Origin of the sequence: Tunturibacter empetritectus (genome assembly GCF_040358985.1) — a bacterium.
Lineage (GTDB): Bacteria > Acidobacteriota > Terriglobia > Terriglobales > Acidobacteriaceae > Edaphobacter > Edaphobacter empetritectus.
Genome location: NZ_CP132932.1, coordinates 972,059 through 997,224 on the forward strand (window position 1 = coordinate 972,059; position 25,166 = coordinate 997,224).

Below are 25,166 nucleotides of genomic sequence, written 5' to 3' on the forward strand. Positions count from 1 at the left end.
CGGCGGGGCCTGCTGTTGCAACGGCGAAGCCAGCGCCAGAATATCCGCAAATGGCAACACCAGTGCGGTTCGGCTAAGGGATCGGATAAATCTACGGCGATTCAAGTCAGTGAATCCTGTTCTCAAAGTGACCCTGGTTTCAGTGGGAATAACATGCAGCGAGTTGATGTATGCCAACTGTAAGCGTTACGCCAGTAACAAGCCATCCATTCCCTGTCCGCCGAATTATAGCGAACGCTCCAACGCACTGTACACAAGCCCTTCAAGCAGCAATTGGGAATACTCTACGCCGGCTTACGACAGGCCAGCTAAGGCTTCACCGCCGCAGCCTTCTGACGTTCAGCCGCCGCCTCTGCGGTCTTACCCTTCCTGTCGAGAGCCGCCGCAAGACCAAGATGAGCCTCAGCGTAGTTCGCGTCATAGCTCAATGCATCTTGAAACTGTGTAACCGAGCCCTCCACGTCGTTGTTTTTCAACGCAGAGTTTCCAGCGTTGGTAGCAACCTCCGCGCGCTGACGATTCATGTTGCTCCGCATCAGCTCTGCTGCTTTTCTGCGCTCCGTTGCAGCCTCACCCGGCTGGTTTTGTTTGACGAGCACACCCGCGAGCGTCAAATGCGGATCGGGCTGCCCCGGAAGTTGCCGGATTGCCTCTCGCAGTGCCGACGTGGCTTCGGGTAGTTTATTCAACTTGTCGTAGACGCTTCCCAGCGTCGCCCATCCATCTCCGTTCTCAGGACGAAGTTTCAACGAGATATTCATCTCACGCGCTGCATCCTCATACCGCCCGGTCTGCATGTAGAGCACACCCAGAAGATAAGGAGCCTCGGCCGCCGACGGATCAAGCCTCTGCGCGGTCTCCAGCTCAGGAATAGCGCCCGCCGCATCGTCCTGCATCTTCAGCGCAAGACCCAGGTTGTAGTGCAGCTGAGGGGCGTCAGGAGCCAGCTTCAACGCCTGGTGCAGTTCCACCACCGCATCGCCAAACTGGCTCAACTGCACATAAGCGGCCGCAAGGTCTTGATGCGCCGTCCCACTCTCAGGTGCAATTGCAATCGAGCGCTCAAGAATCGGCACCGCCTCTTTCGCCTGTTGCACCTGGCATAGCGCCATCCCAAGGTTCGTCATCGCCTCTGCGTTGTCCGGCTCTGCGGCGACTACATTCTTCAGCAGCACAATCGCATCCTGCGCTCTGTTCGACCGCTGTAACGCGAGAGCCAACTGATACGAAGCCGCAGTGGTGCCCGGCGCGAGTTCCAGAGCATGTTGGAACGCCAGAATCGCCTCTGTGTCCTTTCCATCTGCCGCCAGCGCCTTGCCATACTCAAACGCAATCATCGCATCCTGCGGAGCCAGTTGTGCTGCCTGCATCAACTCAGAGATCCCATCCTTTTCATCTAGGGCCTGCATCGCCAGCCCAAGATGCAAATGCGCGACCGCAAGATTGGGATTACGTTCAACGGCTGTTACAAACTCCTCTCGTGCGTGAGGCCAATCTTTTTGCCGCGCATACAACGAACCCAGCTCATCGTGAAGCTCAGCGTTCTGTGAGTCTGCGGCAAGCGCAGCTTTCATCTTTGTCACAGCAAGCCCAACCTGACGATTTGCCGCAAGCGCACGCGCATATCCGGCGAGGACGTAAGGCGGCAGCGTGCGCCTCTCGAGCCGCGCCTCTGCTTCGCATTTGGAAAATAATGGAATCGCCCTCGCCGGCAAACCGATCTGTTCATACGCCATCGCAAGATTCATCTGTGCAGTATTGTCTGTGCTCTTTATCGCCAGCGCTCTTTCAAGCTCATCAATGCCTTCCTTCACAAGCCCCCGGCTTACCAAAACTGCCCCGAGCGCACTGTGCCCCTGCTCGGCCTGCGGGGCGAGTCTAACTACCTGCTCAAAGTCAGCCTGTGCGGCGTTCAAATCTCTTTGAGCCAACGCAGCCTGACCTGCCCTGTACGCCGCATCCGCCTTCTTCAACGCAGCCGAAGGCTCTTGCGAAAGAGCGGCGTTCGACAGCGCCATCCATGCAATCAATATCGCCTTCACCGCAACAAACTCATTCTGAGGAAACCTACCCATACGATCTATCTCTTCACATCTTCCTCAATGAAACGCCAAATCTCTTCCCCGCTTGCACTTATTGTCCTGCGCGCTCCCTACAGAAGACTGCATCGCTCGCCAGCATACGTGCCGGACGAAAGAAACTTGCGAAGTGTCGGATCATCGGGATCAAACCGAGTCAGTCCTGTCAGTATTTGTAACGCTTTCTTCTTGTTACCAACCCTGCACTCGATGAACGCCAGATTCAACCCAGCCGTCAGTTGACTGGGGTCCGCATCGATCGCTCGTTGCAGCAGACTAACCGCATCAGCCGTGTGCCCCGAGACCGCGTCCAGAATCGCAAGATTCCCCAGCGCCGTAGCATCGTAGGGAGCTTCCTTCAAGGAAGCCGCGTACTCTCTGCGAGCATCGTTGTTGTCCGCAGACATCTGCTCAATCAGTCCAAGCTTCGTATGCAACTCGACATCACTCGATCCCTCTCTCTCTGCCTTCAGCAGCAGCCGCAAAGCTTTCTCCGCATCCTTTTGGTTTCCGCTCGCGGCCAGCTGCGCATACGCCAATCCCATCTCCCGATCGCCGGCCGATACCCTTCCCACCGGCACCAAATCGTCCGCCTCAGCAGTATCCAGAAGTCGCGCAATCGGCGTTGTTGAGTGCGGGTGACGCTGAATATCGTGATCAGTCACCTGTTCATGAGAGATGTCTGCGGCCTCGCGCGTAGGCATATGACATACCGCGCAATCCCTCTGCTCGGGATGGTGTGCCGTCGCCATCTTCACGCCCGTATGACAGGTAAGACACTTCTCGCGAAAGTAGTTAACTCGTTCCTCCGCGCTTGGGGAGCGATGTGGATCGTGGCAGGTCGTACAGGTCAACTTGTCTCCACTAGCGGCCTTACAGGCACTCCGCAAAAGCGCTTCATACTGGCTACTTGCCCGTCTGCCACCAGTCTTTGCATCTGCCCTGACGGAATAAACCACATAGTCGGCAAGATCATCCCCTACTCGAAAATCCGCAAGCGATTTTCTCGCCCGGTAGATAGCCACATTTCCCTCAAGATGACACTGAAGACAAGCGCTATCCCTTCTGGCGGTATCCAGCTTTGCGGGATTCACAATAGGCCCGCGCCCCTGCTCCTCCAGATGCTTCGCTGCCTCCCCATGACAGGCAGAGCATCCGATCCCACCCTGCAGGAACGGTGCCCCCTCATAGCGATTGCGCGCCCCAGGCAATGCTATCTGCACCGAGGAAGCATGACAATGGAGACAATTCGAATCAACCGGCAAAGCCGCAGGCATAGTTTTCGCAGAGCCATAGTTGGGAGCCATGTCCCACAACTGTCTCTTGCCGTAGAAGTTGATGGGAATCTCAAACCACTCCCCTTCCACCTCATAAAGATAAGTACGGCCACGATGTCCTGACCCTATGAAGTAGAGCAGCTCTTTCTCTCCATCCAGAACGGATCGCTCCTTCGATATCTCCGGCGCATCATCGCGGTCATAAGACATCCAGGCTCTGCCGTCCCGGGAAAACACCTTGTAGCGAACTCCGGAAGCAGTATGTAGGAAGCCGCCTTGCAGCAAACCCTCCATGGCAGTCCCGCTAGCTCGCGCCATTGGAGTTCGTTCATATTTTTCGTAGATCTCCCGGTGACACCCCGCGCATATCGCATCGGGATTTGCCGAAGTTACAGCCCCATCAGCCTTCGCCTGATCAGTGCCGGAAGCGCGAACCCCTGTCTTAGAAAACCCAAAAAAAAGAACCAACAGAACGACCACAGCCGTTACCACGAAACGACTGAGGCCTCGCGCCGACCTATGCCAGGCTACTTGCTTCTGCAACGATCCGCCATCGCGCCGAGAAGACCTGTCTTGCGATGTGATCCGCATTGGCTTCTTCCGCGACAAGCATGCCCCTTATCTTCAATGAAGCGTTTCCAGTTTGGGTTCGTTCGCTGCCTGTATCTTGTGCGAGATCTCGGTCTCTCGACTTGCGTCCCCTGTCCTGCCCAGCGATCGATACGCCTGTCCCAACAGACTATGCGTAATGTAGTTGCTCGAGTCCATCTTTTCGGCACGTTCCAAATACATCAACGCGCTGGCAGGATCCTGTCGCTTCAGTAAAACCTTACCAAGCAGAATATAAGGCCCCGTCGAATTCGGCTCCAACAACAGCGCGCGCTGCAACGATTGCTGAGCCTTCGTATAGTCCCCCGACCGGCTATACGCGTCCCCCAGCCTATCGTAGATGCTCCCATCCAGCGGATTACGGCTCCGTTCTTTCTCAAACTCCGCGATCGCCGTATCCAGATGCTCTCCGGCGAGCGCGACTTCGCCGAGCAGTAAATGGGCCAGCGGCAACTGCGGGTCTAACTCCAGCGCCCTCGCAGCAAACTGCTGCGCCACTGGCAGGCCATCTCGCCGTAGCAGCATTCGCGCAGCCAGAAGATAGGCCGCTGCCGAATCAGCAGCAAAGCCATACTGTGTCGCGAATGCCGCACGCGCCTTGTCATACTGATTGGTGTCGATATAACAGAGTGCGAGCACATAGTTAGGATCGATTTTGGTCTGCGTTGTCCAGCTGGACGTGGACTCGAGCAGAGGAATCGCGTCCGCAGGCCGCCCCATGCGAAACAGCGTCAGGCCTCGTAACTGCGCCGACTCTTCATCATGGGGGTCCTGCTTTAGCGCACTCGTAAGCGCAACATCGGCATCCGTAAAATCATTCAGCGAATACAGTGCCAACCCCCGCACCCGATAGACCCCTGCTTGCACCGGCTTTTCTGCAGCCAGCACATCCAACTTCTTCAAAGCATCCTCAGTACGCCCCCGATCGATCATCGCCCGCAACTGCACCAAGTTGAGCGAAGCATCGCCAGAAGCAGCTCCTGGAGCGGACACCCTTGTCTCAGGCGTCGGTTCTGTTGGCAAAGTTGGCGTCGAACTTTGCGCAAACCCAAATGGCAGCGACAGCACCGCAGAAAAAGTGAAGCAACGAAATAGAACCACTTTGAGCAGGTGACACATAAAAGATCTGGACCGAGTGTAACTCAAAATAAAAGAGAGGAGCCGAAGCTCCCCTCTTCGCACAATTCGTTCGGCTAGAAGGTGACTCTCGCCGTAAACGAAAGTTGGCGCGGACTAGATGCCCCAACAGGCCCTATACCGTTGCCTCCGATACCATTTGTGATGGCAGCGTTACTATCGATAGCGAGACTATTAGAGTTGCCATTCGGGGTACCTGAGCTGATGTAGTTGAAGACGTTGAACGCATCCATTCTGAACATCGCCGAGATGCTTTCCTTGATCGGGAAGGTCTTTTGGACTGCCAGGTCGGTGTTGAAGAAATGCGGACCGAAGTTGCTGTTCCGGCCCGTGTTTCCTATCTGATCCAGGCCCGGGCAAGAAAAGCCACCCGAACCAGCTCCCGATGCGGGACACAAGGCCGGAAGAGCAGTGAAGTACGGCCTGGAGTGGCTGACCGGGTTGAAGCTACCCTGTTTGGGATGGAAATTTCCTGGGTTACCGTTCGGATAGCATGGTGCCGCAGTGGGGTGACCACTGTTGTCACCGATCCCGCTTCCGCCAACCGAAGACGCGCAGTTAGCCATCGAAAGGCTATACGGTAAACCACTCGAAATATTGAGTACCGGACTTAGCTGCCATCCGCCGATAATCTCATCCACAATTCGGTTCGAGTTAGGAAGCAACAGCTTGTTTCGACCCACGGGTAGCTCATAGAGACCGTAAACAACCAGTTGTTGCTCACGAATCGAATCGTCGCGCCCATAGGCAGCCTGTTTCAACCAGGTAGCATAACTGTTGTTGTAGTTGAACCCACGCTGCCAGGCATAGTTCGCTGTGAATGAAAGCCCATGAGATATCTGCTTAGCTACAGTCACCTGCAATGCATTGAAGTGAGTATTCTGGTTGTCTCCATAGTAGGAGATGGGCTGATTCCATCCGCAAGCGCCTGGAGCGAGACCTTCACCCGTGGGCTGCGAATAGTTCGGATCCTTACAAGCCGCAACACTGCCGCCATAGTAGCGTTTTAGGAAATTCTGTGAAGATACTGCTCCGGTCGCGGAATTGATGACATTAGCCGCCGTGCAGTTAGGACCGAGAGGCCAGCAGTTGCCGCCGGCCGGATCGTAGTGCAGCGGAGTTCCCGTCACGCTGTCTGCCGCCGGTAGAAAGATCCCTGGCTCATTTGGATTTGTGTTGTTTCCATCACCTGCACTTAAGGTATTAGTTCCTTTATTGCCCACATAAGCCATTGTCAAAGACAAGGTCGGCGTAATGGACTGCTGGACACTTAGATTCCAGGCATCAAGTGTTGGAAGCTTCAGAGGGTTAGGACGAGCTTTCGTGTTGACGGCGTAGCCAGGATTCGGCAGCAGACCATTGGAAGGAACTGTAACTGTTTGATTTGCTACAGGCCCGGTTGTGAGATCAAACGGCTGGACATAACTGGCAGCGTTCGAACCCGCTGCCGTAATCTGTTGATTCGCAAGAACAGGGAGGTTCTGGGTTACGACGTGACCGAAGATTGAGCCGAATACGCCTAAATCAAAGCTTCTGCCATAGCCGGCGCGTACGACAGTCTTATCGGTCGCTTGGTACGCCACACCCACACGTGGATTCCAGGCGTTCTTCGCTGCGCCCCAGCCCATGTTAGTTGGAACGCCCCCAACACCCGCTACGTGTAGGTAGCCGGTCGTCAGATCTAGAAGAGAGCCGTTGCCGGTTCCGTTGACATCCTCAGGGAAGTAGAGTTCGTAACGAACGCCCAAATTGAGCGTCAGCTTGGAGGTCGTGCGCCAGGTGTCCTGCAGATAAAAGAACGTACGCTTCTGGAATTCCTTCGCGTTGGTCGAGGTGCTGACGTATCGATTGAAGGTATTTACATCCCCTTTTACGAAGGAGGCGAAGCCAAGGCCCGGAGTCGTACCATCAGAGGGCGCAGTTGCATTTCCATTGAAATTGAATAGTCCGGTGCGGTCATTGTCGCTCGGCACCCGAAGGTTTCGTGCATAGCGAAGATCAACTCCAACCTTTACGGCATGATTGCGAATTGTCTTAGTCCAGTTATTAACAATTTGATACTGGTCCTCTTTTTCAATCAGGGGGCAGTTGCAGCGATTGATGTTAAGACCGGCTCCCCACTCTGTCTGAGTATTGCCGGTAAACGTATTGATCTGAAAGCCCGGTAGACCGCTGGTAATAGGGTCCGCCGTATTGAGACCGCCGAATCCGAGATCAGAGGCCGCCGTCGTTCCAGCGTCGAACTTCGAATCGATGATGTTATAGCGGTAGTAGCCCAGTCTGAAGTCTGTGACGAGTGTTGAATTCACAGCAATGTCCATACCCGACGCCACGCTGTCGTTTGCGCCTGTGGAGTTTCCACCATATCCACCAAGGCCAAAGCCTGGGCCTCCAGCCGCTCCAAGAAGCAAGGTTCCAGTCAGCGTATCTGTAAACCGGCTGAAGCGAACGAAAGCGTGCGCCTTCTGTGTAATCTGTCCATCCAATCGCACGTCCCACTGATTGCTGTTGAAGATACCTGTTCCACCTTGGACATAGGTGTCAAGCAAACCACTGGCCCCAATCTTGTTTGGAGCGTACTGTGCGATGGCCTTGATGTAATTCAAGGCCGGAGCAGAAAGGTCACTTTGGGGTACGACATTCCCCGGATACTGCACCGAGGCGCCGTCGACGTTGTGATACACCGGGTAATTCAGGCCTAACCCAGGGTTAACAAATTCGCTGAAATTGCAACCATTTCCACTTAGACACGAGGAGGTAACCAGGGAAGTAGGGACGATGGTCGAAGAGGTGGTTCCTACTCTTTGACGCGCACCTTGGTAGTCGCCAAAGAAGAAGAACTTATCCTTCCAAATCGGACCACCAATCGATCCCCCAAACAAATTCTTCAGACCTGGAGCAATGGCGCTGCCGGCGTTGCCGCCCTCGGCAGGGAACTGTGTATAGGGATCCTTCGCAAGGTTTGCAGTGCTGGTGCGATAGTCAAAAGCAGAACCATGGAATTTATTTGAACCGGACTTCGTCTGCGCAGTCACCACCGACGAGACAGCCTTACCAAACTCTGCATCGAAGTTCTGCGTCGTTATTTTGGTCTCGGAAAGTGAATCAAGATTCGGATTCACCACGATGATTCCAAGAATTGGATCCTGGTTATCGGTACCATCGAGCATGAAAGCAACGCCACCGAAGGCCTGTCCATCGACTTGAATCTGGGCGCTCCCCTGTGGGTTTTCATCTGGAGCATGGCTCCAGCCAAGCAACTGCGCACCCGGAAGAAGAAGCTGAAGGTTTGTAAAGTTCCGGCCACCAACCGGCAGATCGCCAATTTCTTTCGAGCCGAAGATTGTAGAAACATCCGCGCGGTCAGTCTTCAACTGCGGAACCTGGTCTGCATCGACTTCCACAGTCTGATCCGAACCTCCGACCGTCATGGCCGCTACTACCTTGGTCGACGTATCGGCAAAGAGCTGAATACCCTTCTGTTCAAATCCCTTGAAACCCTGCGCGGTCACGTTCACGTCGTAGAGGTCTGGGATCAAGTGTTCAATAGTGAATTCGCCACTCCCGTTGGAGGTCGCCGTGACAGTTGTCCCCTTGGCCTCGTCGGTCACCGTCACAGTCGCCCCTGGGACCGCTGCGCCCGTGGTATCCGTCACCGAGCCGAAGATCGATCCGTAAACTGCCTGGCCATATGCCACCGGCGAAGACGCCAGAGCACACACGGCAAATATCAACCCCACTGTTGCGCGCGTCATAAATCTCATTGCAAACCTCCAAAAGTGCTTCACGTTGCTAACTGTTGGCAATCATCTATGAGTGCTGCCGAACATCACTTCAGAATTCAAACGGCATCAATCTTGCACGACGTAGTCAGGGCAAATGTCGCCCTTTCAAACCCGAAGTTCCTGACCTTTTGAATCGAACCGAAAAATACTCGCGGCCTCGAGACAATGTCAACGACCTAGAGCTGTTAATAATTTGCAAGTTGTTGACAGGACAAATCTTTATGAAAAGTACGAAGAAGATTTAAGAAATTGGTCCTACCTTTAGCTGGGCAATCTTACTGCAGTTTTGTTTTATAAGACCGCTAAATTGCTGATAGATATACGTTAAGCGTAATTTTTCACAAACCCAGCAACGTCGCAGGTGCAGCAAAATATCAATCAAAAGGTTGACCACATTCCAAGTAACGAATTGAGTTCCAAACTCGTCGGAAGACAAGTTTGTCTATACATTAGCGACAGACCTCAAACCAATCTCTCGGGGTTGACGACATGAAGAAGAAGCCGGTCCACCGAATCGACACCTCGCCGTCGCCAGCCGTCGAATCGCAACCCAAATCCCGCAGCAGAAAAGATTCCTCCACCACGCCAAAGTATCGCCAGGTCTTCGAGGATCTTCACTCCGCCATCAAAGCCGGAATCCTTCGCCGTGGAGACCGTCTTCCCAGCGAAGCCGAACTCGGTGAGCGCTACAACACCTCACGCATCACGGTAGCTAAAGCTGTTCATGAACTGCAGCTGCAGGGCCTCGTATCGCGACGGCCAGGCGCAGGCACCCACGTTCTTGCACCTCTTGCCTCGGCCGATCACGTCTTCGGGCTTCTCATTCCCGATCTCGGCCGAACCGAAATCTTCGAGCCCATCTGCAACGGCATGATGCGGTCACCTCTCTCCCGGCCGCACTCCCTCTTGTGGGGGCACTCCATGGGCGAGTTCGCCCAGCAGCAGAAGGAGGCCGAGCAGCTCTGCCATAAGTACATCGCGCAAAGAGTCTCAGGCGTCTTCTTTGCGCCGCTCGAGTTCACTCCAGAAAAAGACATCGTCAACCGCCGCATCGCCTCTGCCTTCGATCGTGCAGGAATTCCGGTCGTGCTGCTCGACAGGTGCTACGCTCCCTATCCCCGCCGCTCAAAGTATGACCTCGTGGGCATCGACAACCGCAGCGCCGGCTTTCTGATTACCCAGCATCTGCTTCAGCACGGAGCCAAACGCATCGCCTTCGTCGCCAGGCGCCTCTCGGCCTCGACGGTTCACGGACGAATCGCCGGCTATCGAGAGGCTCTGCTCGCGCGAGGAGGCAACCAGCAACACGATCTCGTTCGCCTTGGCGATCCGGAAGATCCTAAATTTCTTCAGACGATACTCAAAGACTGCCATCCGGACGCCATCGTCTGCGCCAACGACATTACAGCCGCTCGCATCATGCAAGGCCTTACAGCTCGTGGAATACGCGTCCCGGAGGAGATCCGCATCGTCGGAATCGATGACGTGAAATACGCGAGCCTTTTGCCCGTGCCACTCACTACGCAGCATCAGAACTGTGCCGACATCGGCGCCATGGCCATTGCCACCATGCTACAGCGACTCGAAAAACCCGACCTCCCCACCCGCGACATCCTCTTGCAGACGAAAACAGTCTTGCGCAGCTCTTGCGGAACTCATCCCTCGCCCACCCACAAACTCACCTAATCAAAATGCCATATCCTTAGGTCGCAGCTTGCATCCCGAATGCTATAGTGTTGCGAACTCCCCGGAGGCCTGTTTTGACTATTAAGTTACGCCGTTCCAACACATCTACTTCAAACTGGCTGCGTGTGCTCGCAATCCTTGCCGCCAGCGCGCTCTGGACCTACGGCAGCCACGCGCTCAGTCAGACACCGCAGCCCTCATCCGTCGCCGCCGCGACACATAATGACGGTCCCTGGTGGAAGCACGCCGTCTTCTATGAGATCTATCCCCGCAGCTTTCAGGACTCCACCGGCGACGGCATCGGCGATCTCAACGGCATCACTCAGCGCCTCGACTACCTCAAAAGCCTCGGCATCGACGCCATCTGGATCGCGCCCATGTATCCTTCGCCCCAGGTCGACTTCGGCTATGACATCTCTGACTACCAGTCCGTAGACCCGCAGTACGGCACCGTCGCCGATATGGACCACCTCATCGCCGAGGGCAAACAGCGAAACATTCGCGTCATCCTCGACATGGTCCTCAACCACACCTCAGACAAACACCAGTGGTTCATCGACTCCGCGAGTTCTCGCTCCAACCCCAAGCATGACTGGTACGTCTGGAACGACGGCGTTCCCGCCAACGGCCCCAACGTCACTGCCTATCAAAAGCGCTTCGAGCACGAAGGCCGCGTCCCGCCCAACAACTGGGTCTCCGGCTTCGGCGGCTCGGCATGGGAGTGGGTCCCGGCCGTCCATCAGTTCTACTACCACAAGTTCTACAAGCAGCAGCCCGACCTCAACTGGCGCAATCCCGCCGTCGAGAAGGCCTGCTTCGACGCCATGCGCTTCTGGCTCGACCGCGGCGTAGCCGGCTTCCGCCTCGACGCCATCCCAACTCTCTTCGAAGACCCCAAACTCCGCAACGAACCCGAGGCTGGAGGCATCAACGCCCAGGGCGATCCCAACCTCAAAGACATCTACACCAGCAATCTCCCTGACGTTCACGATGTCATGCGCCGCATGCGCACCATGGTAGAAAAATATCCCGGCAACCGCGTCCTCATCGGCGAAACCTATCTTCCCGATACCGCCGCGCTCAACGAGTGGTACGGTGGCGCAAAGCACGATGAGCTGCAACTCCCCATGGACATGCTCCTCGGCTTCCACGGCGACCACGACAAGCTCGATGCCGCAAGCTTTCGCACCTTCCTTAACGATGCCGAGACCAAGCTCAATGGCTCGCAACCCCTCTTCGTCTTTGACAACCATGACAACGTCCGCTCCTGGGATCGCTACAGCGACGGTGAGCACAATCAGGCCATCGCTAGAATCCTCGCAGCCGTCCTCCTCACCTCCCGCTCCGCCGCGCTCATGTACTACGGCGAAGAGCTCGGCATGGTCACCTCGACACCCAAGCGCAAAGAAGATGTGAAGGATCCCATCGGCGTCACAGGTTGGCCAAAGGAAAAAGGCCGCGACGGCGAGCGCACACCCATGCAATGGGACGACTCCAAGAACGCCGGGTTCAGCGAATCATCAACCACATGGCTTCCCGTCCCATCCAACTCCGCAACCATCAACGTGAAGGCGGAAGAGATCGAACCCGACTCGCTCCTCAACTGGTACAAGCAGCTCATCGCAATGCGCAAAAGCGATCCCACACTTCGCGACGGAAAACAGGTCATACTCGATGAGTCGAATCCATCTGTTCTCTCGTACCTTCGCGAAGGCGTCGCCGGCCATCCTTCAGTCGTCGTAGCGCTCAACTTCACCGCTCAACCCCAGACCATCTCGCTCGATCTCGGCAAAGCGAGCGGCTCCGGCAAGGCGGTGACCACGGTCCTTACCAATGCACCCGGTCTCAAACAAAACACCAGCCTGCAGAACATCACGCTACCGCCGTACGCGTCGTGGATTGGACAGATTGGCCAGATCGGCTCCAGCAAATAGCTACAGCTACGCCTAAAGGGGTCGCTCGTGAACAAAACGCCGTTACGCACTTCAGGCATTGCAAACTCCCTCCTCTGTGCAGCCCTCGCGCTCGGTAGTCTCTTACCGGGCGCGTTTGCTCAAACTGCAACTCAGGCCCCCCCCGCAGCCGACCAGAAGAACACCACCGCCGACCCCTGGTGGAAGCACGGCGTCATCTACGAGATCTACCCCCGAAGCTTTCAGGACACCGACGGCGACGGCATTGGCGACATCAAAGGCATCACCTCCCGTCTCGACTACATCAAGCAGCTCGGCATCGACGCCATCTGGATCAGCCCCATGTATCCGTCGCCGCAGATCGACTTCGGCTACGACATCGCCGACTACACAGCCATCGATCCCCAGTACGGCACCATGGCCGACTTCGAGCACATGACCGCGGAAGCCAAACGCCGCAACATCCGCGTCATCATGGACTACGTTCCCAATCACACCTCTGACCAGAGCGCCTGGTTCAAGGAATCACGCTCCTCCCGCACCAATCCCAAACGCGACTGGTACATCTGGCGCGACCCCAAGGGCTTCACCGCCGACGGCAAACCAACCCCCCCGAACAACTGGCAGAGCTGGTTCGGCCACTCTGCATGGGAGTACGACGCCACCACGAAGCAGTTCTACTACCACCACTTCTACGTCCAGCAGCCCGACCTCAACTGGCGCAACCCCGAAGTTATCAAGGCCATGATGGACGTCCTCCGCTTCTGGATGGACAAAGGCGTCAACGGCTTCCGCATCGATGCCGTCTCCCGCCTCTTCGAAGATCCCAACCTCCACGACGACCCCATCCTTCCGGGTACCAACGCCTTCGGCGACCCCAACATCGTTCACAAATACACGGACAACCTCCCCGAAGTTCATGACATGCTCCGCGAGATGCGCAAGGTCGTCGACCAATACCCCGGCAATCCTGTCCTCATCAGCGAAGCGGACGAACCCAACATCTTCGAGCTCTCCAAGATGTACGGCGCCAACAACGACGAGGTCCAGCTCCCCATGGACTTCCAGGTAGCCGACGTCAACGAGCTCTCCGCGCCAAAGTTCCGCGAGCTCCTCAAAGAGGTAGAGAACAACCCCGCTCACGGCCAGCCTTACTTCTTCTTCGGCAACCACGATCAGGACCGCATCTGGGACCGCTACAGCATCGGCGTCACCGATCCCGCCATGAAGGCCCGCATCGCACGCATGATGGCAACTCTGCTCCTCACCTCACGAGGAACCCCGCAGATGTACTACGGCGACGAGATCGGCATGGTCACCACAACTCCCACTCGCGTGGAAGACGTAAGAGACCCCGAAGGCATCACCGGCTGGCCCAAACAAAAAGGCCGCGACGGCGAACGCACTCCCATGCAGTGGAACGACTCGAAGAATGCAGGCTTCAGCACCGCCAACACCACTTGGCTCCCCGTCGCGCCCGACTACAAGACCGTCAACGTCGCCGTCGAGTCACCCGACCACGAGTCCATGCTCAACTGGTACAAACGTCTCATCGAGCTACGCCGCACCAACCCAGCCCTCTACGCAGGCAGCATGACCGTCCTCAATCCCAACGAAGAGGTCCTCTCCTACCTGCGCCAAGGGCCACCCGGCAAACCCTCTGTCCTCGTAGCGCTCAACTTCTCCGGCAAACCCCAAACTCTGAAATACGACTATGCCGCGTTAGGCCTCACCAAAGGCGCAACCGCCACCCTCGAAACCAACGACCCCGTCATCAATCACGCCCCACTCACTAAGCCCGTCACCCTCGCACCGTACGCCACCTGGATCGCAGAGGTCCAGTAAACACTGGCCGATCATCTCACGATTCCTTAATCGCAAAGTACAGATACCTCAGTAGGCGCTTTTCGCCCGTTAGGGTATGTACGCAGGAAAGGAACCGCTGCAGCCCCTCGAAGTTGATATCGCCTTCCGCTGCGACCAGTTCCTCTTTCCTTTTCTCCCGTGCATCATGCCACTGTTTCGCCACCCGAGATGCACTCTCGGTTGTGTCGGTTACGCGGATCCGGCGAAACCCTGCTCGCTCGAGGAGTCGTTCATTCTCTCCGGGCGGACTGTACACATAAAAACCAATCGAGCTGCGCGTGGCGATCTCTTCGTTGGAAAGCAATCCGCCAACTATCAGAGCGTCGCTGAACAGCATCCGTCCGCCGGGCTTCAGTATGCGAAACATCTCAGCCAGCACCTCGGGACGTCCTGGAAGATGGCACAAAACGTCATTCGAGAACACAGCGTCAAAGCTGTCGTCGTCAAAAGGCAGATTTTTCGAAGCGTCACACTGCTCAAAACGGGCCATTGAACCAAGGCCTCTTGCCAGCGCAAGTTGGTTCGCATTGCGAACTCCCAATGGATTGATATCTAACCCGACGAGACGGCAGCCCACCTTTTCCGCAAGGTGCAACGCATAGCCACCCGAACCGAACCCCACTTCCAGCACAAACGAATCGGGTCTCAGGTCCAGCAGTTGGGGGATTTCGTTGGATTCTTCCGTTGTAACCCAGCTTGTTTGCCCAAAATCCTCGCCGTAGGTCTCGATGCGCACATGTCGGTACGTATCCGACACATAATTTCCATATGCACTGTCATAGAGATCCACTTTCTGTGACACGTTAGAGATCCTCCTCAGCCTGTTTCTATTGGTGGATGAATTGGCTAACAGACTAGCAACCTACTTTGGAATTTTCAAAAAGACGTAAAGTCAAACGAGCCTGATTATGTACAAGCTGAGCTTGCTTCTGCTGGCCTATACGCTGAATGCTGCGCTGGTAGACTTCTCGCACAAAACTGGAGGCGTTTCACGATGCCGTCGAAAGATACGTCTGTCGTTATCAGATCTGCCACAGCCGAAGATGCCGCAACCTGTGGGCAGATTGATTATGACGCCTTTACTGCCATCAGCTCTGCTCATGGTTTTCCACCCGACTTCCCCCGACCTGAGATGGCGATACGTGCCATCTCCTCGATGTTTTCAGACCCCAACTGTTACTGCGTTGTGGCGGAGATCGACGGCCAGATCGTCGGCAGCAACGTCCTTGACGAGCGCTCCATCATCCGCGGCGTCGGACCCATTACGATCGACCCCGCGGTACAGAACAGGGGTGTCGGCCGTCTGCTGATGCAGGCCGTGATGAATCGCGCCCATGATCGCGGAGCCGCCGGAGTACGGTTGGTCCAGGCGGCCTTTCACAATCGCTCCCTCTCCCTCTATACCTCCTGCGGCTTCGACGTCCGTGAGCCGCTCTGCTGCCTGCAGGGACAGACTCGCGAGCGCAGCGTTCCCGGATGCCAGGTGCGGCCCGCTACTCCGACCGACGAAGATGCCTGCAACTCGCTCTCTCGCCGCGTTCATGGCTTCGATCGCGCCGTCGACCTGCAACAGGCCATCTCGCGAGGCACAGCCCTGGTCGTCGAACGAGAAGGGCGCGTTACCGGATACACAACCCATCTCGCCTTCTTTGGCCACTCATCATCGGAGACAAATCCGGATATGCAGGCGTTGATCGCTTCCGCAGACTCCTTTGCCGGTCCTGGAATCCTCGTCCCCTCTCGCAATAGCGCATTGTTGCGGTGGTGCCTGCAGAATGGTCTGCGAGTGGTTCAGCCCATGACGCTGATGAGCGTCGGGCTGTATAACGATCCCGCCGGCTCCTGGCTGCCGTCCATACTGTTCTAGTCTCCGCCCGGCACACTGTTCGATCCATCGAGAACGCTGGCGGCACGCATACCTTTACCAGCTCAAAGTCACAGCACTCTGCTGATACCCCGTACCCTGCGGAAACTTCACCACCAGCTTCTCCAACCCATCACCCTTGCCGGCTGCCGCATCCACAATCGTTCCACCTTCAACGTGGAGATTCAGCTTGGCCACATTCCGCCGAACCGTCAGTTCGACGGTCGTGCCCGCCTGTCCCTCGAACTCCAGCTTCATCGAGTGCGCCTCCGAGACCTCGCTCAGCACCTTCATCTGCGCCGTCCGCGCTCCCGGCAGCGGCAACCCATGCGGCACTACAACCTCAACCGCCGGCAAAGCAAAGACCACCGACGAACCAGCTGCCGAAGCCCGCGAACCCTTCACCGTACTAGCCAGCCGAACCGTCGGGCCAGAGAGCGTACTCACCTTCACCACCAGGCCACGCGCCTCACGCTGGTACTCCAGCGAGCAAATAGACGCACCCACATGAAGCCTATCGACAGCAGCATGGTCCCAGTCAGCAGGGAGATGCGGATCAAGATGAATGGAGTTTGCAAGCCCGTCCACATCGACACCAAACAGACCACGCAGCATCGGAGTAATCACCATCGCTGAAGACCAGAGCTGATGACTCGTGCTGCGCCCGAAAGGCTGGAAGAACGTACCCGACAACAACTCCGTCACCGCGCCAAGATCCTGCGCCGTAGTCAGATCCGCATTTTGCATCAGGTGCGCGTACCCAGCCAGCGAATGTCCCGCACGGTACTCCGCCACCGACGCCCACCCGGTAAACAGAGGCCACACCGACCCCTGGTGATAGCTGATCGGATCATAAAAAGGATCGCTCTCGGCGACATCCCGCAGGCCCCAGTCGGTAGAAAAATCGTGCGAAGCCCACCGCCGAAAGCTCGCCTGCGCATGAGCCAAACCTTCACCGCCGTCCCACCATGCAATCGCCGGATAGACCGTAGCAGCGCGGTCGAGCGACCCATCAGCGTTCCGGCTGAACGCATAAGCCTGCCGCGAAGCATCGTAGTACTCCGCCTCAATCTTCTTCGCTAACTCGACACCCCGCGCACCGGCAGAGTCAGCCGTTGCCTTGTCCTCCAGCAGCCCAGCCAGCTTCGCCATCGCAGCCGAAGCCTGCTGATCCAGCAGCGCAAGATAGATCTCCTGATGCGGCATCCCGGTCGGCCAGCTCTCCACCCATCCGGTCCCCTGAGAGTTGTCGTAGATCCCGTCACCATCGGTGTCATGGGTCGTCTCAAAACGCCACGCCTTCTCAACAGTCTCCCGATGCTTCCGAAGAAAATCGACATCGCCGCTGGTCCGTACGTAGTCCAGCATCGCCGTCAAAAGCAGCGGCGTCGAATCAGCAGCAGCGTAAGCGTAAGAGAAGTTCTTCCAGTCAAAGTAAGCCGCGGTCTGCGGATACTCGTGCATGATCTTTCCATCCTCACGCTGCCGCTTCATCAGGAACTCAAGCTCGTCGCGGACCAACCCGAAGTCGCCGAAGCCATTCACGGCATAGAGTGTATACAAGCTGTCGCGCCCAAAGTACCAGCCAAATCCAGGCCTCGCCGAATCGCCCGACGAGTAATATCCCGCAACCAGACCAATCTCCCCACTTGGTTGCGCCTTCGCCCTCAACTGCTCAATTGACATCTCAGCCCAGGCGAAGTCATCGTTCAATCCAGCATCCGGAGTGCTAATCGCCGTCAGGCTGTCCCTCATCCCGGCATATCGCGCCGCATGCTTCGCATACACCTGCGGCAGAGTAGCATTCAACCGCTCCAGCTTCCCCTGAAGCGCGGCATTCGTCGCCGTCTCCACAGTATCTCCCATCGCCATCAGCAACGGGAAGTAGCGGTTCGTATCCCGCTTCGGATCGTAGTGCAGCTTCAGCTCCAGCGGGTAAACTCGCGGCTTCTCCTGATAGGGAGCCAGAATCCCCGGCTGAGTATTCGGCATCGCCACAGCTCCCGCGAGATTCGGGAAGTCGGTATGCAACACATAGAACCCGCCATCCTGCTGCTTCACCCACTCCGCCGACGGAACTCCCTGGCTGCGTTGTGGCCACATCGGCCGCATCTCCGGAGTAAAGCTGAAGGTCAAATCCATCGGCCTCGTCGAGTCGATCTGAAACATCACTACCGCGCCCGTCCCATCCTCCGCATCGTCTTGCGCAAACATGATCTGCCGTACCGTGAAGGCAATATGCGAATACGTAATTACGGTGTGGTCGGGAGATACCTCGATCTCCGCCGCACCCGCATTTAGATCGATCGGCACTGAGTAGCCCTCTACCTCTGCTCGAATCGCTAAGTGGCTAAGCAGCTTGACTGGCAACACCCACGCTTCAAAAGTCCCCTCCTGCTGCCCCACTATGACGCCGCGGGTCCCCGCCACGGTAAATGGCTTCCCGGTCTCAACGTGACGTCGAATCGTCAGCGCGCCATCGGCCACAGGAAAAGCATCGACCGGCCGCAGAGCCCCTGTTTGCGCAGCCGCAATTCCCCCAAGCATGACCACCCCGGCAAACGCAGCTCTCATCGGCCCCTCCACCTCAAAAGACCACCAGTCTACATGCTGCCGTGTTCTCTAACGACGATGCGACTGATAAGATGCCGCACATGCTTCGTAGATTCCTGTGCTCCCTCTCATTGCTGGCTATCGCGATCTCCTTCGGACACGCCGCATCTCCACTGGCCGGTCGATACCAGAAGGATTCAGCCACCATCGCTGAATCCAAGACCCTCACTGCGGCTGAAGCAGCAAAGTTCCTGCCCGCCACCGTCTTTTTCCGAGGTCAGAGCGCGCCTATTCAATCCAGAAACTCCAGCGGAGTGCAATTTGCGAAAGACGCGCTGCTTCTAGTCGCACTAGTGGATACCGCAGGCTACTCCAGTTCGGTGCAGGAGAAATATCAGGCCTATCTCATCACTGAGGCATCGATCGATATCGAAGGACACACGCTCAGGCCTGGAGCATACGGCTGCGGCTTTGTTGCTGGCAACACCTTCGTCGTGATGGACATCGGCGGCCACGATCTCTTCTCCGCCCCCACCACCAAAGACGCCACCCTCCACCGCCCGACTCCTCTACAGATCCTGACCGCGCCCAACGGCACCGGATATCGCCTTTATGGCGGTCGCGACTATGTCGACTTTACGCAGACGCCAGCTAAAACGACCAACCCCACTTCCCTCCATCCGTAATTACAATCGGGCTCAGATGCAACTCTTTCCGACACGTCCGCTTCTGCGATGTATCGCCTTCGCGACGATGATTCCCCTGGCGCAGGCACAGACAAATTCCGCACCGGCAGCTTCGTCACAGACCCTTACAACCGACAGAGTGAAAGAGGCCGAAGAGGCATTTCGTGCCGGGTCCGCAGCCTATCTTAAAAACGATCTACTCTCCGCCCACATTCAGTTCGCAAAAGTCGTCAAATTAGCTCCTGAGGTCGCGGCTGGCCACAGCGCCTTTGGCACCGTACTACTTGCTGAGGGAGATCTCCCATACGCTGCCGATCAACTCGAACAGGCGCATAAACTCGATCCGCAGAACTCAGATGCCACCCTTAACCTGGCGATCGCTTACTCTCAGCTACGGGAATACCAAAAATCAGTGCAGATGTTTCAGCTCTTCAACGAAACGAAGAGCGATGCAGTACAGGCACTCACGCCACAGGCCTCCATCGCCTACGCCGCCTCCCTCGCAGCAACGGGAGAGCCTGCCACCGCTCAAAAAAACTTGGAGGCAGCTCTCAATAGCTCCCCTGACAACGCTGCCCTGCACGATAGCCTGGGCACCGTCCTCGCGCAGCAGCAAACCTACAGTGACGCCACCGTTCAGTTTCAGCGTGCGATCTCACTGGAGCCATCGCTCGCATCCGCGCACTACCACCTCGGCTCCGTCTTTCTCAATCAAGGCAACCTTGCAGACGCAGTCAGCGAACTCACCAAAGCCAATGACATCTCTCAAGAAAACGTCGAATACATGCTGCAACTTGGTCGCGCCCTACGGGCGAACGAACAGGAAGAGAAGGCCCTCACCGTCCTTCGGCATGCGCTGCTTGTTGATCCTGCCTCGACAGACATCAAGTACGAACTCGCCCTTACCCTTCAGGCGAACGACAATCCCCGCGAAGCTATTCCACTCTTTCAACAGGTCGCCGCCGCCCGGCCGCAGGACTCTGCCGTACTCACAAACCTCGGACTCGCTCTTGTGCAGACAGGCGACGCCAAGGGCGCCATCCTCTTCTACCTTCGAGCTCTTGTACTGGATGAGAAAAATCCCACCCTGCGCCAAGACCTCGGCGTCGCCTATCTTCAACAGAGCGATCTCAACCACGCCATAGAGCAGTTTCGTGCAGGCCTCCTGGTCGAACCCGACAACTCACATCTCCACTACGATCTTGGGCTGGCGTTGAAGTTGAAAGACGATCCAAACGCAGCGATCGCGGAGTTCGTACGCGCCGAACGACTCGATCCCAGGTTGCCTGATCCGCCTTACACACTCGGCGTACTCTACATGCAGCTCGGACGCTTCGCAGAGTCGCAGACCGAATTGGAGAATGTCACCACGCTGCGCCCCAACAACGGTGAGGCCTGGGCGCTGCTCGGCAATGTTTATAAAAATAACAACGATCCCGAAAAGGCTGCAGCCGCCTTGAGACTTGCCATCGATCTTCTGCCCAACCAGCCCAGTCCACACATCAGCCTTGCCGCCATCCTCAGCCAGCAGGGAGACTCTGAAGGCGCTGCAGCCGAACGGAAAAAAGCCGCATCCCTCAGCCGTATCGCTGTCAGCCGCCAGCGTGCCAACTTTGCCCTCGATAGCGGCAAGGCTCTGCTCAAGCAAGGTCAGATTGCCGAGGCAATCGCACAGTTGCAATCCGCAGTCGATGCAGATCCGAACTACAGCGAGCCTCACTCCGTTTTGGCCGACGCTCTCGACAGGCAGGGACGAAGCGCTGATGCCGCGCTAGAGCGACAGAAAGCAAAAAAACTTCTCGCGAATACTTCCACCCCAGGCGAGGCACCTTCCGCTCGCCCATAGAATCGACACTACGGTACTCACAAGCGTTTGTTGCCTTAGCACGTAAAGATTCTCTACACCGCGCACAGATTTCAAGACTCTTTCAATCGTCTTCGATTTTGTGATTACAATTACCACGGCGAAGAGAGCCTCGAACGCCAGTACCGGGCCATTGTCTCAGGAGCATCCATTTGAATTGGTCTCGCCGTAACTTTCTTACTTCGCTTTCGACCACCGCACTGGTTCTTTCGCTTGATGACGTATTGGCTCTGGCAGCGCCGCAAACCTCTCAACCGGCCCAGCAGATGGGATCGCGCCCCACCTACGACGCCGTACCCCGACCCGCTCCCAAACTCCTTCCCTCACCCGTCGCAGGCACTCCTCTCGGCATCAGCTTCATCGATGTAGCGCGTCAATCCGGACTCAATGCAAAGACGATCTACGGCGGCGAACACAAAAATCGATATCTCCTCGAAACCACTGGCTGCGGCGTGGCCTTCTACGACTACGATCATGATGATTGGATCGATATCTTCCTGGTCAACGGCACGCGGCTCGACGGCTTTCCCAAGGGGCAGGAACCCATCTCTCGCCTCTTCAAAAATAATCGCGACGGCACCTTCACCGACGTCACCCTCAAAGCTGGCGTAGGCCGCGCTGGCTGGGGTCAGGGCTGCTGTGTCGGCGACTACAACAACGACGGCTGGAACGATCTCTTCGTCAGCTACTACGGTCAGAACGTTCTCTATCGCAACAATGGCAACGGAACCTTCACCGACGTCACCGAGAAGGCTGGCCTGCTCCAGTCAAAGACGCGCTGGAACTCCGGCTGTGCCTTCATCGATTACGATCGCGACGGCCATCTCGACCTCTTTGTCGCCAACTACATCGACTTCGACATCAAGACAGCTCCCCTCCCCGAAGCCGCCGGCTGCGCCTACAAAGGCATTCAGGTAGCCTGCGGTCCTCCCGGTCTCCAGGGCGGCAAGAACATCCTCTATCGCAACAACGGCGACGGAACCTTCACCGACGTCTCACAAAAATCCGGAATGTGGGAGACCATCGGCACCTACGGCTTATCTGTAGCTGTCTCGGACATCGACGGCGACGGCTGGCCCGACATCTACGTCGCCAACGACTCCACCGCCGCCACCTTCTACCAGAATCAGAAAGACGGAACCTTCAAAGATGTGGCCATTGAGTCCGGCATCGCCTACTCACCCGACGGCAAGCCGCAGGCCGGCATGGGCGTCTCTATTGGCGACTTCAATCGCGACGGCCACTTCGACATCGTCAAGACGAACTTTGCCGGCGACACCGACTCCCTCTACGTCAACCTCGGCGACGGGAACTTCGACGACCACACCTACATGTCCGGACTCGGCGTCAACACCCGCTATCTCGGCTGGGGCGTCGGCTTCTTCGATATGGACAACGACGGCTGGCCCGACATCTTCATCTGCAACGGCCACGTCTATCCCGAGGTCGACGGAACCGCCATCGACGCGCCCTACGCCGAACACAAGTACCTCTACCGCAATCTCCGCAACGGGCAGTTCGAAGAGGTGACCACGCAAGGTGGTCCAGGCATCACAACACCCGCCCCCGGCAGAGGCTGCGCCTTCGGCGACTACGACAACGACGGCGTAGTGGACGTGGTCGTCAACTGCATCAACAGCCTTCCCCAGCTGCTCCGCTGCGAATCGACGACTGGCCGCAACTGGATCAAGATCCGCACCGTAGGCACAAAGTCAAACCTCTCCGGCATCGGCGCAAAGATCAGCGTCACAACCGCAACACCAGACGGTGCCAAACCCTTTATCCAAATCGACGAAGTTCGAAGCGGCGGCAGCTACTACTCCCAGAACGATCTCCGCATCCACTTCGGCCTCGACCACTCCGCTAAAGCAGATTCAGTCGAAATCAAGTGGCCCTCCGGCACAACCGACAAACTCACAGACCTTGCGGCCAATCATCTTTATGTCATTCAAGAGGGCGGAAAGATTCTGAAGACAGTTGCCATGGGCGCCTCCTCGCAATCTAAAGCGTCAACCACTCCAGCAACGACCCCAAAGCCATGAAGCTTAGCTCCTTTCTTCGAACCGCGGCCATCTTCTTCTTTGCGGCGACCGCATTCGGAGAGCAGCAGCCCTATCCGCCAACGACCGATCATCCTCCCCCCGCTTGGTTTGTGGATGTCGCCTTGAAGGCTGGCATCACTGTTCGCGATGTCAACGGAAGCGTCGAATCCAAGCGTTACATCATCGAGGCTACCGGCTCCGGCGTCGCCATTCTCGACTACGACAACGACGGCTGGCCCGACATCTTTCTCGTCAACGGCACGAACCTGCCCGGCACAACCTCTGCAGCCGGCCAGGCAAAGCCAACCAATCATCTCTTCCACAACAATCGCGACGGAACCTTCACCGACGTCACCGTAAAGGCAGGCCTGGTCTCCACTGGATGGGGGCAAGGAGCATGCGTTGGAGACTATGACAACGACGGATTCGACGACATCTACGTCACCGGCTACGGCAAAAACCGCCTCTTCCACAACCAGGGCAATGGAACCTTCAAAGAGGTAGCCGAGCAGGCAGGCGTCGCCGGCACAGGCAAGGAGTGGGGCACCGGCTGCGCCTTCGTCGATTACGATCGCGACGGCAAGCTGGACCTGGCCGTCGCCAACTACGTGCACTTCGATCTTGCCCGCACTCCAACACCGGGCCAAACCTCAGGATGCATCTGGAAGGGAGTGCCCGTCATGTGCGGTCCACGCGGCCTCGAGAGCGCACCGAACATCCTCTACCACAACCTTGGCGGCGGAAAGTTCGAAGACGTCAGCAAGCCCAGTGGATTCGAACGAACACAAGGCCACTACTGCTTCTCCATCACCACGCTCGACTACGACGACGATGGCTGGCCCGATCTCTACGTCGCCTGCGACTCCACACCCGCCATCCTCTATCGAAACAACCACGACGGCACCTTCAAGGACACTGCCGCCGACGCCGGCGTAGCCTTCAACGAAGACGGCCGCGAACAGGCCGGGATGGGATCAACCACGGCCGACTACGACGGCGACGGCAGACTCGACCTCTTCAAAACCAACTTCTCCGACGACACCTCCACCCTCTATCGCAACAATGGCGACGGCACCTATACCGACATGACCTTCGCCGCAGGGCTTGGCATCAACACCGATGCCCTCGGCTGGGGCGCCATGTTCGCCGATGTCGACAACGACGGCTGGCCCGACCTTCTCGTTGCGAACGGCCACGTCTATCCCGAGGTCGACTCCGCCAAACTAGGTTCGTCCTATCGCGAGCCTCGCCTCCTCTACTACAACCTGGGCAACGGAAAGTTCCGCGACATCAGCAAGACCTCCGGCCCCGGGCTCGTCGACCCACGCTCCAGCCGTGGCCTTGCCATCGCGGACCTCTTCAACGACGGACGCCTCGAAGCCGTGATTAACAACCTGAGCGATCGTCCAATGCTTTTAGTCAACCTCGCGAGGAATCAGAACCACTGGCTCGGCCTTCATCTCAGAGGTACATCCTCCAACCGTGATGCCATTGGCGCGCGCGTAACCCTGAAATCCGCAAAGCGCCTCTGGGTAGACGAGGTTCGTAGCGGCTCCAGTTACAACTCGTCAAGCGATCTCCGTCTCCACTTTGGCCTCGGCACGGAGACGCACCTCACGAGCATTCAAATTCGCTGGCCCAACGGCCAGATGGAGATCTTTGACCCTCCCGCGTCGGTGGATCGCATGATCGACCTGACCGAGGGAGATGGCCGGGTGCCATCGGCGAATTAAAAACAGCGATAGTGCAAAACAGTGCTCTCAACCCACTCTTTCGGGGTCTATGGTAGACATGATGCTGCATCAA

The 25,166-nt window shown here is 57.0% G+C and carries 14 protein-coding genes; 8 read left to right on the forward strand and 6 right to left on the reverse strand.

Going from position 1 to position 25,166, the window contains the following annotated elements; all coding sequences use genetic code 11:
• Positions 1–308: 308 nt before the first annotated feature.
• The 4 genes from RBB75_RS04010 to RBB75_RS04025 form a co-directional block, all read right to left on the reverse strand.
• The gene (locus tag RBB75_RS04010) at positions 309–2,075 is read right to left on the reverse strand and encodes a tetratricopeptide repeat protein (RefSeq protein ID WP_179639434.1); all 1,767 of its coding nucleotides are present in this window, start codon (positions 2,073–2,075) and stop codon (positions 309–311) included.
• Positions 2,076–2,152: 77 nt separating this feature from the next.
• Complete coding sequence (locus tag RBB75_RS04015; RefSeq protein WP_179639435.1) at positions 2,153–3,673, reverse strand: tetratricopeptide repeat protein; 1,521 nt, start codon at positions 3,671–3,673, stop codon at positions 2,153–2,155.
• Between the two features lie 306 nt (positions 3,674–3,979).
• Positions 3,980–4,957: a tetratricopeptide repeat protein gene (locus tag RBB75_RS04020; RefSeq protein ID WP_353069622.1), complete on the reverse strand. Its 978-nt coding sequence runs from the start codon at positions 4,955–4,957 to the stop codon at positions 3,980–3,982.
• 200 nt (positions 4,958–5,157) lie between these two features.
• Positions 5,158–8,865: a TonB-dependent receptor gene (locus RBB75_RS04025; protein ID WP_353069623.1), complete on the reverse strand. Its 3,708-nt coding sequence runs from the start codon at positions 8,863–8,865 to the stop codon at positions 5,158–5,160.
• Positions 8,866–9,375: 510 nt separating this feature from the next.
• Between RBB75_RS04025 and RBB75_RS04030 the strand changes: the two genes are divergently transcribed.
• The 3 genes from RBB75_RS04030 to RBB75_RS04040 all read left to right on the forward strand — a co-directional run bounded on the left by RBB75_RS04030 (position 9,376) and on the right by RBB75_RS04040 (position 14,330).
• A complete protein-coding gene (locus tag RBB75_RS04030) occupies positions 9,376–10,572 on the forward strand; it encodes a GntR family transcriptional regulator (RefSeq protein ID WP_353069624.1) in 1,197 nt (398 codons plus the stop codon).
• Positions 10,573–10,646: 74 nt separating this feature from the next.
• Entirely contained in the window at positions 10,647–12,506 is a 1,860-nt protein-coding gene (locus RBB75_RS04035) for a glycoside hydrolase family 13 protein (RefSeq protein WP_353069625.1), read from the forward strand.
• Positions 12,507–12,533: 27 nt separating this feature from the next.
• A complete protein-coding gene (locus tag RBB75_RS04040; protein WP_353069627.1) occupies positions 12,534–14,330 on the forward strand; it encodes a glycoside hydrolase family 13 protein in 1,797 nt (598 codons plus the stop codon).
• 16 nt (positions 14,331–14,346) lie between these two features.
• On the opposite strand, the gene RBB75_RS04045 is transcribed toward RBB75_RS04040, so the two are convergent.
• A complete protein-coding gene (locus RBB75_RS04045; RefSeq protein ID WP_179639439.1) occupies positions 14,347–15,153 on the reverse strand; it encodes a class I SAM-dependent methyltransferase in 807 nt (268 codons plus the stop codon).
• Between the two features lie 192 nt (positions 15,154–15,345).
• Between RBB75_RS04045 and RBB75_RS04050 the strand changes: the two genes are divergently transcribed.
• A complete protein-coding gene (locus tag RBB75_RS04050) occupies positions 15,346–16,218 on the forward strand; it encodes a GNAT family N-acetyltransferase (RefSeq protein ID WP_179639440.1) in 873 nt (290 codons plus the stop codon).
• A 54-nt stretch (positions 16,219–16,272) separates the two neighbouring features.
• Here the strand turns inward: RBB75_RS04050 and RBB75_RS04055 are convergent, their stop codons facing one another.
• Positions 16,273–18,789 carry an amylo-alpha-1,6-glucosidase gene (locus RBB75_RS04055; protein WP_353069628.1) on the reverse strand — a complete coding sequence of 839 codons (2,517 nt, stop codon included), beginning with the start codon at positions 18,787–18,789 and terminating at the stop codon, positions 16,273–16,275.
• 80 nt (positions 18,790–18,869) lie between these two features.
• Between RBB75_RS04055 and RBB75_RS04060 the strand changes: the two genes are divergently transcribed.
• From RBB75_RS04060 to RBB75_RS04075, 4 genes are all read left to right on the forward strand, one after another.
• Positions 18,870–19,454: a hypothetical protein gene (locus tag RBB75_RS04060; RefSeq protein WP_179639442.1), complete on the forward strand. Its 585-nt coding sequence runs from the start codon at positions 18,870–18,872 to the stop codon at positions 19,452–19,454.
• Positions 19,455–19,470: 16 nt separating this feature from the next.
• Positions 19,471–21,300, forward strand: coding sequence for a tetratricopeptide repeat protein (locus tag RBB75_RS04065; RefSeq protein ID WP_179639443.1), 1,830 nt, complete (start codon positions 19,471–19,473; stop codon positions 21,298–21,300).
• Positions 21,301–21,470: 170 nt separating this feature from the next.
• Positions 21,471–23,360 (forward strand): CRTAC1 family protein, encoded by a 1,890-nt coding sequence (locus RBB75_RS04070; protein WP_179639444.1) that lies wholly within the window; start codon positions 21,471–21,473, stop codon positions 23,358–23,360.
• The gene (locus RBB75_RS04075) at positions 23,357–25,093 is read left to right on the forward strand and encodes a CRTAC1 family protein (protein WP_179639445.1); all 1,737 of its coding nucleotides are present in this window, start codon (positions 23,357–23,359) and stop codon (positions 25,091–25,093) included. The genes RBB75_RS04070 and RBB75_RS04075 overlap by 4 nt, the downstream gene beginning before the upstream one ends.
• Positions 25,094–25,166: the final 73 nt, after the last annotated feature.

What these genes read in the sequence shown, in the direction of transcription:
- RBB75_RS04010 (WP_179639434.1), bottom strand. Translation starts at nt 2,075, where the DNA reads ATGGGTAGGTTTCCTCAGAATGAGTTTGTTGCGGTGAAGGCGATATTG.
- RBB75_RS04015 (WP_179639435.1), bottom strand. Translation starts at nt 3,673, where the DNA reads ATGGCGCGAGCTAGCGGGACTGCCATGGAGGGTTTGCTGCAAGGCGGC.
- RBB75_RS04025 (WP_353069623.1), bottom strand. Translation starts at nt 8,865, where the DNA reads ATGAGATTTATGACGCGCGCAACAGTGGGGTTGATATTTGCCGTGTGT.
- RBB75_RS04030 (WP_353069624.1), top strand. Translation starts at nt 9,376, where the DNA reads ATGAAGAAGAAGCCGGTCCACCGAATCGACACCTCGCCGTCGCCAGCC.
- RBB75_RS04050 (WP_179639440.1), top strand. Translation starts at nt 15,346, where the DNA reads ATGCCGTCGAAAGATACGTCTGTCGTTATCAGATCTGCCACAGCCGAA.
- RBB75_RS04055 (WP_353069628.1), bottom strand. Translation starts at nt 18,789, where the DNA reads ATGAGAGCTGCGTTTGCCGGGGTGGTCATGCTTGGGGGAATTGCGGCT.
- RBB75_RS04060 (WP_179639442.1), top strand. Translation starts at nt 18,870, where the DNA reads ATGCTTCGTAGATTCCTGTGCTCCCTCTCATTGCTGGCTATCGCGATC.
- RBB75_RS04065 (WP_179639443.1), top strand. Translation starts at nt 19,471, where the DNA reads ATGCAACTCTTTCCGACACGTCCGCTTCTGCGATGTATCGCCTTCGCG.
- RBB75_RS04075 (WP_179639445.1), top strand. Translation starts at nt 23,357, where the DNA reads ATGAAGCTTAGCTCCTTTCTTCGAACCGCGGCCATCTTCTTCTTTGCG.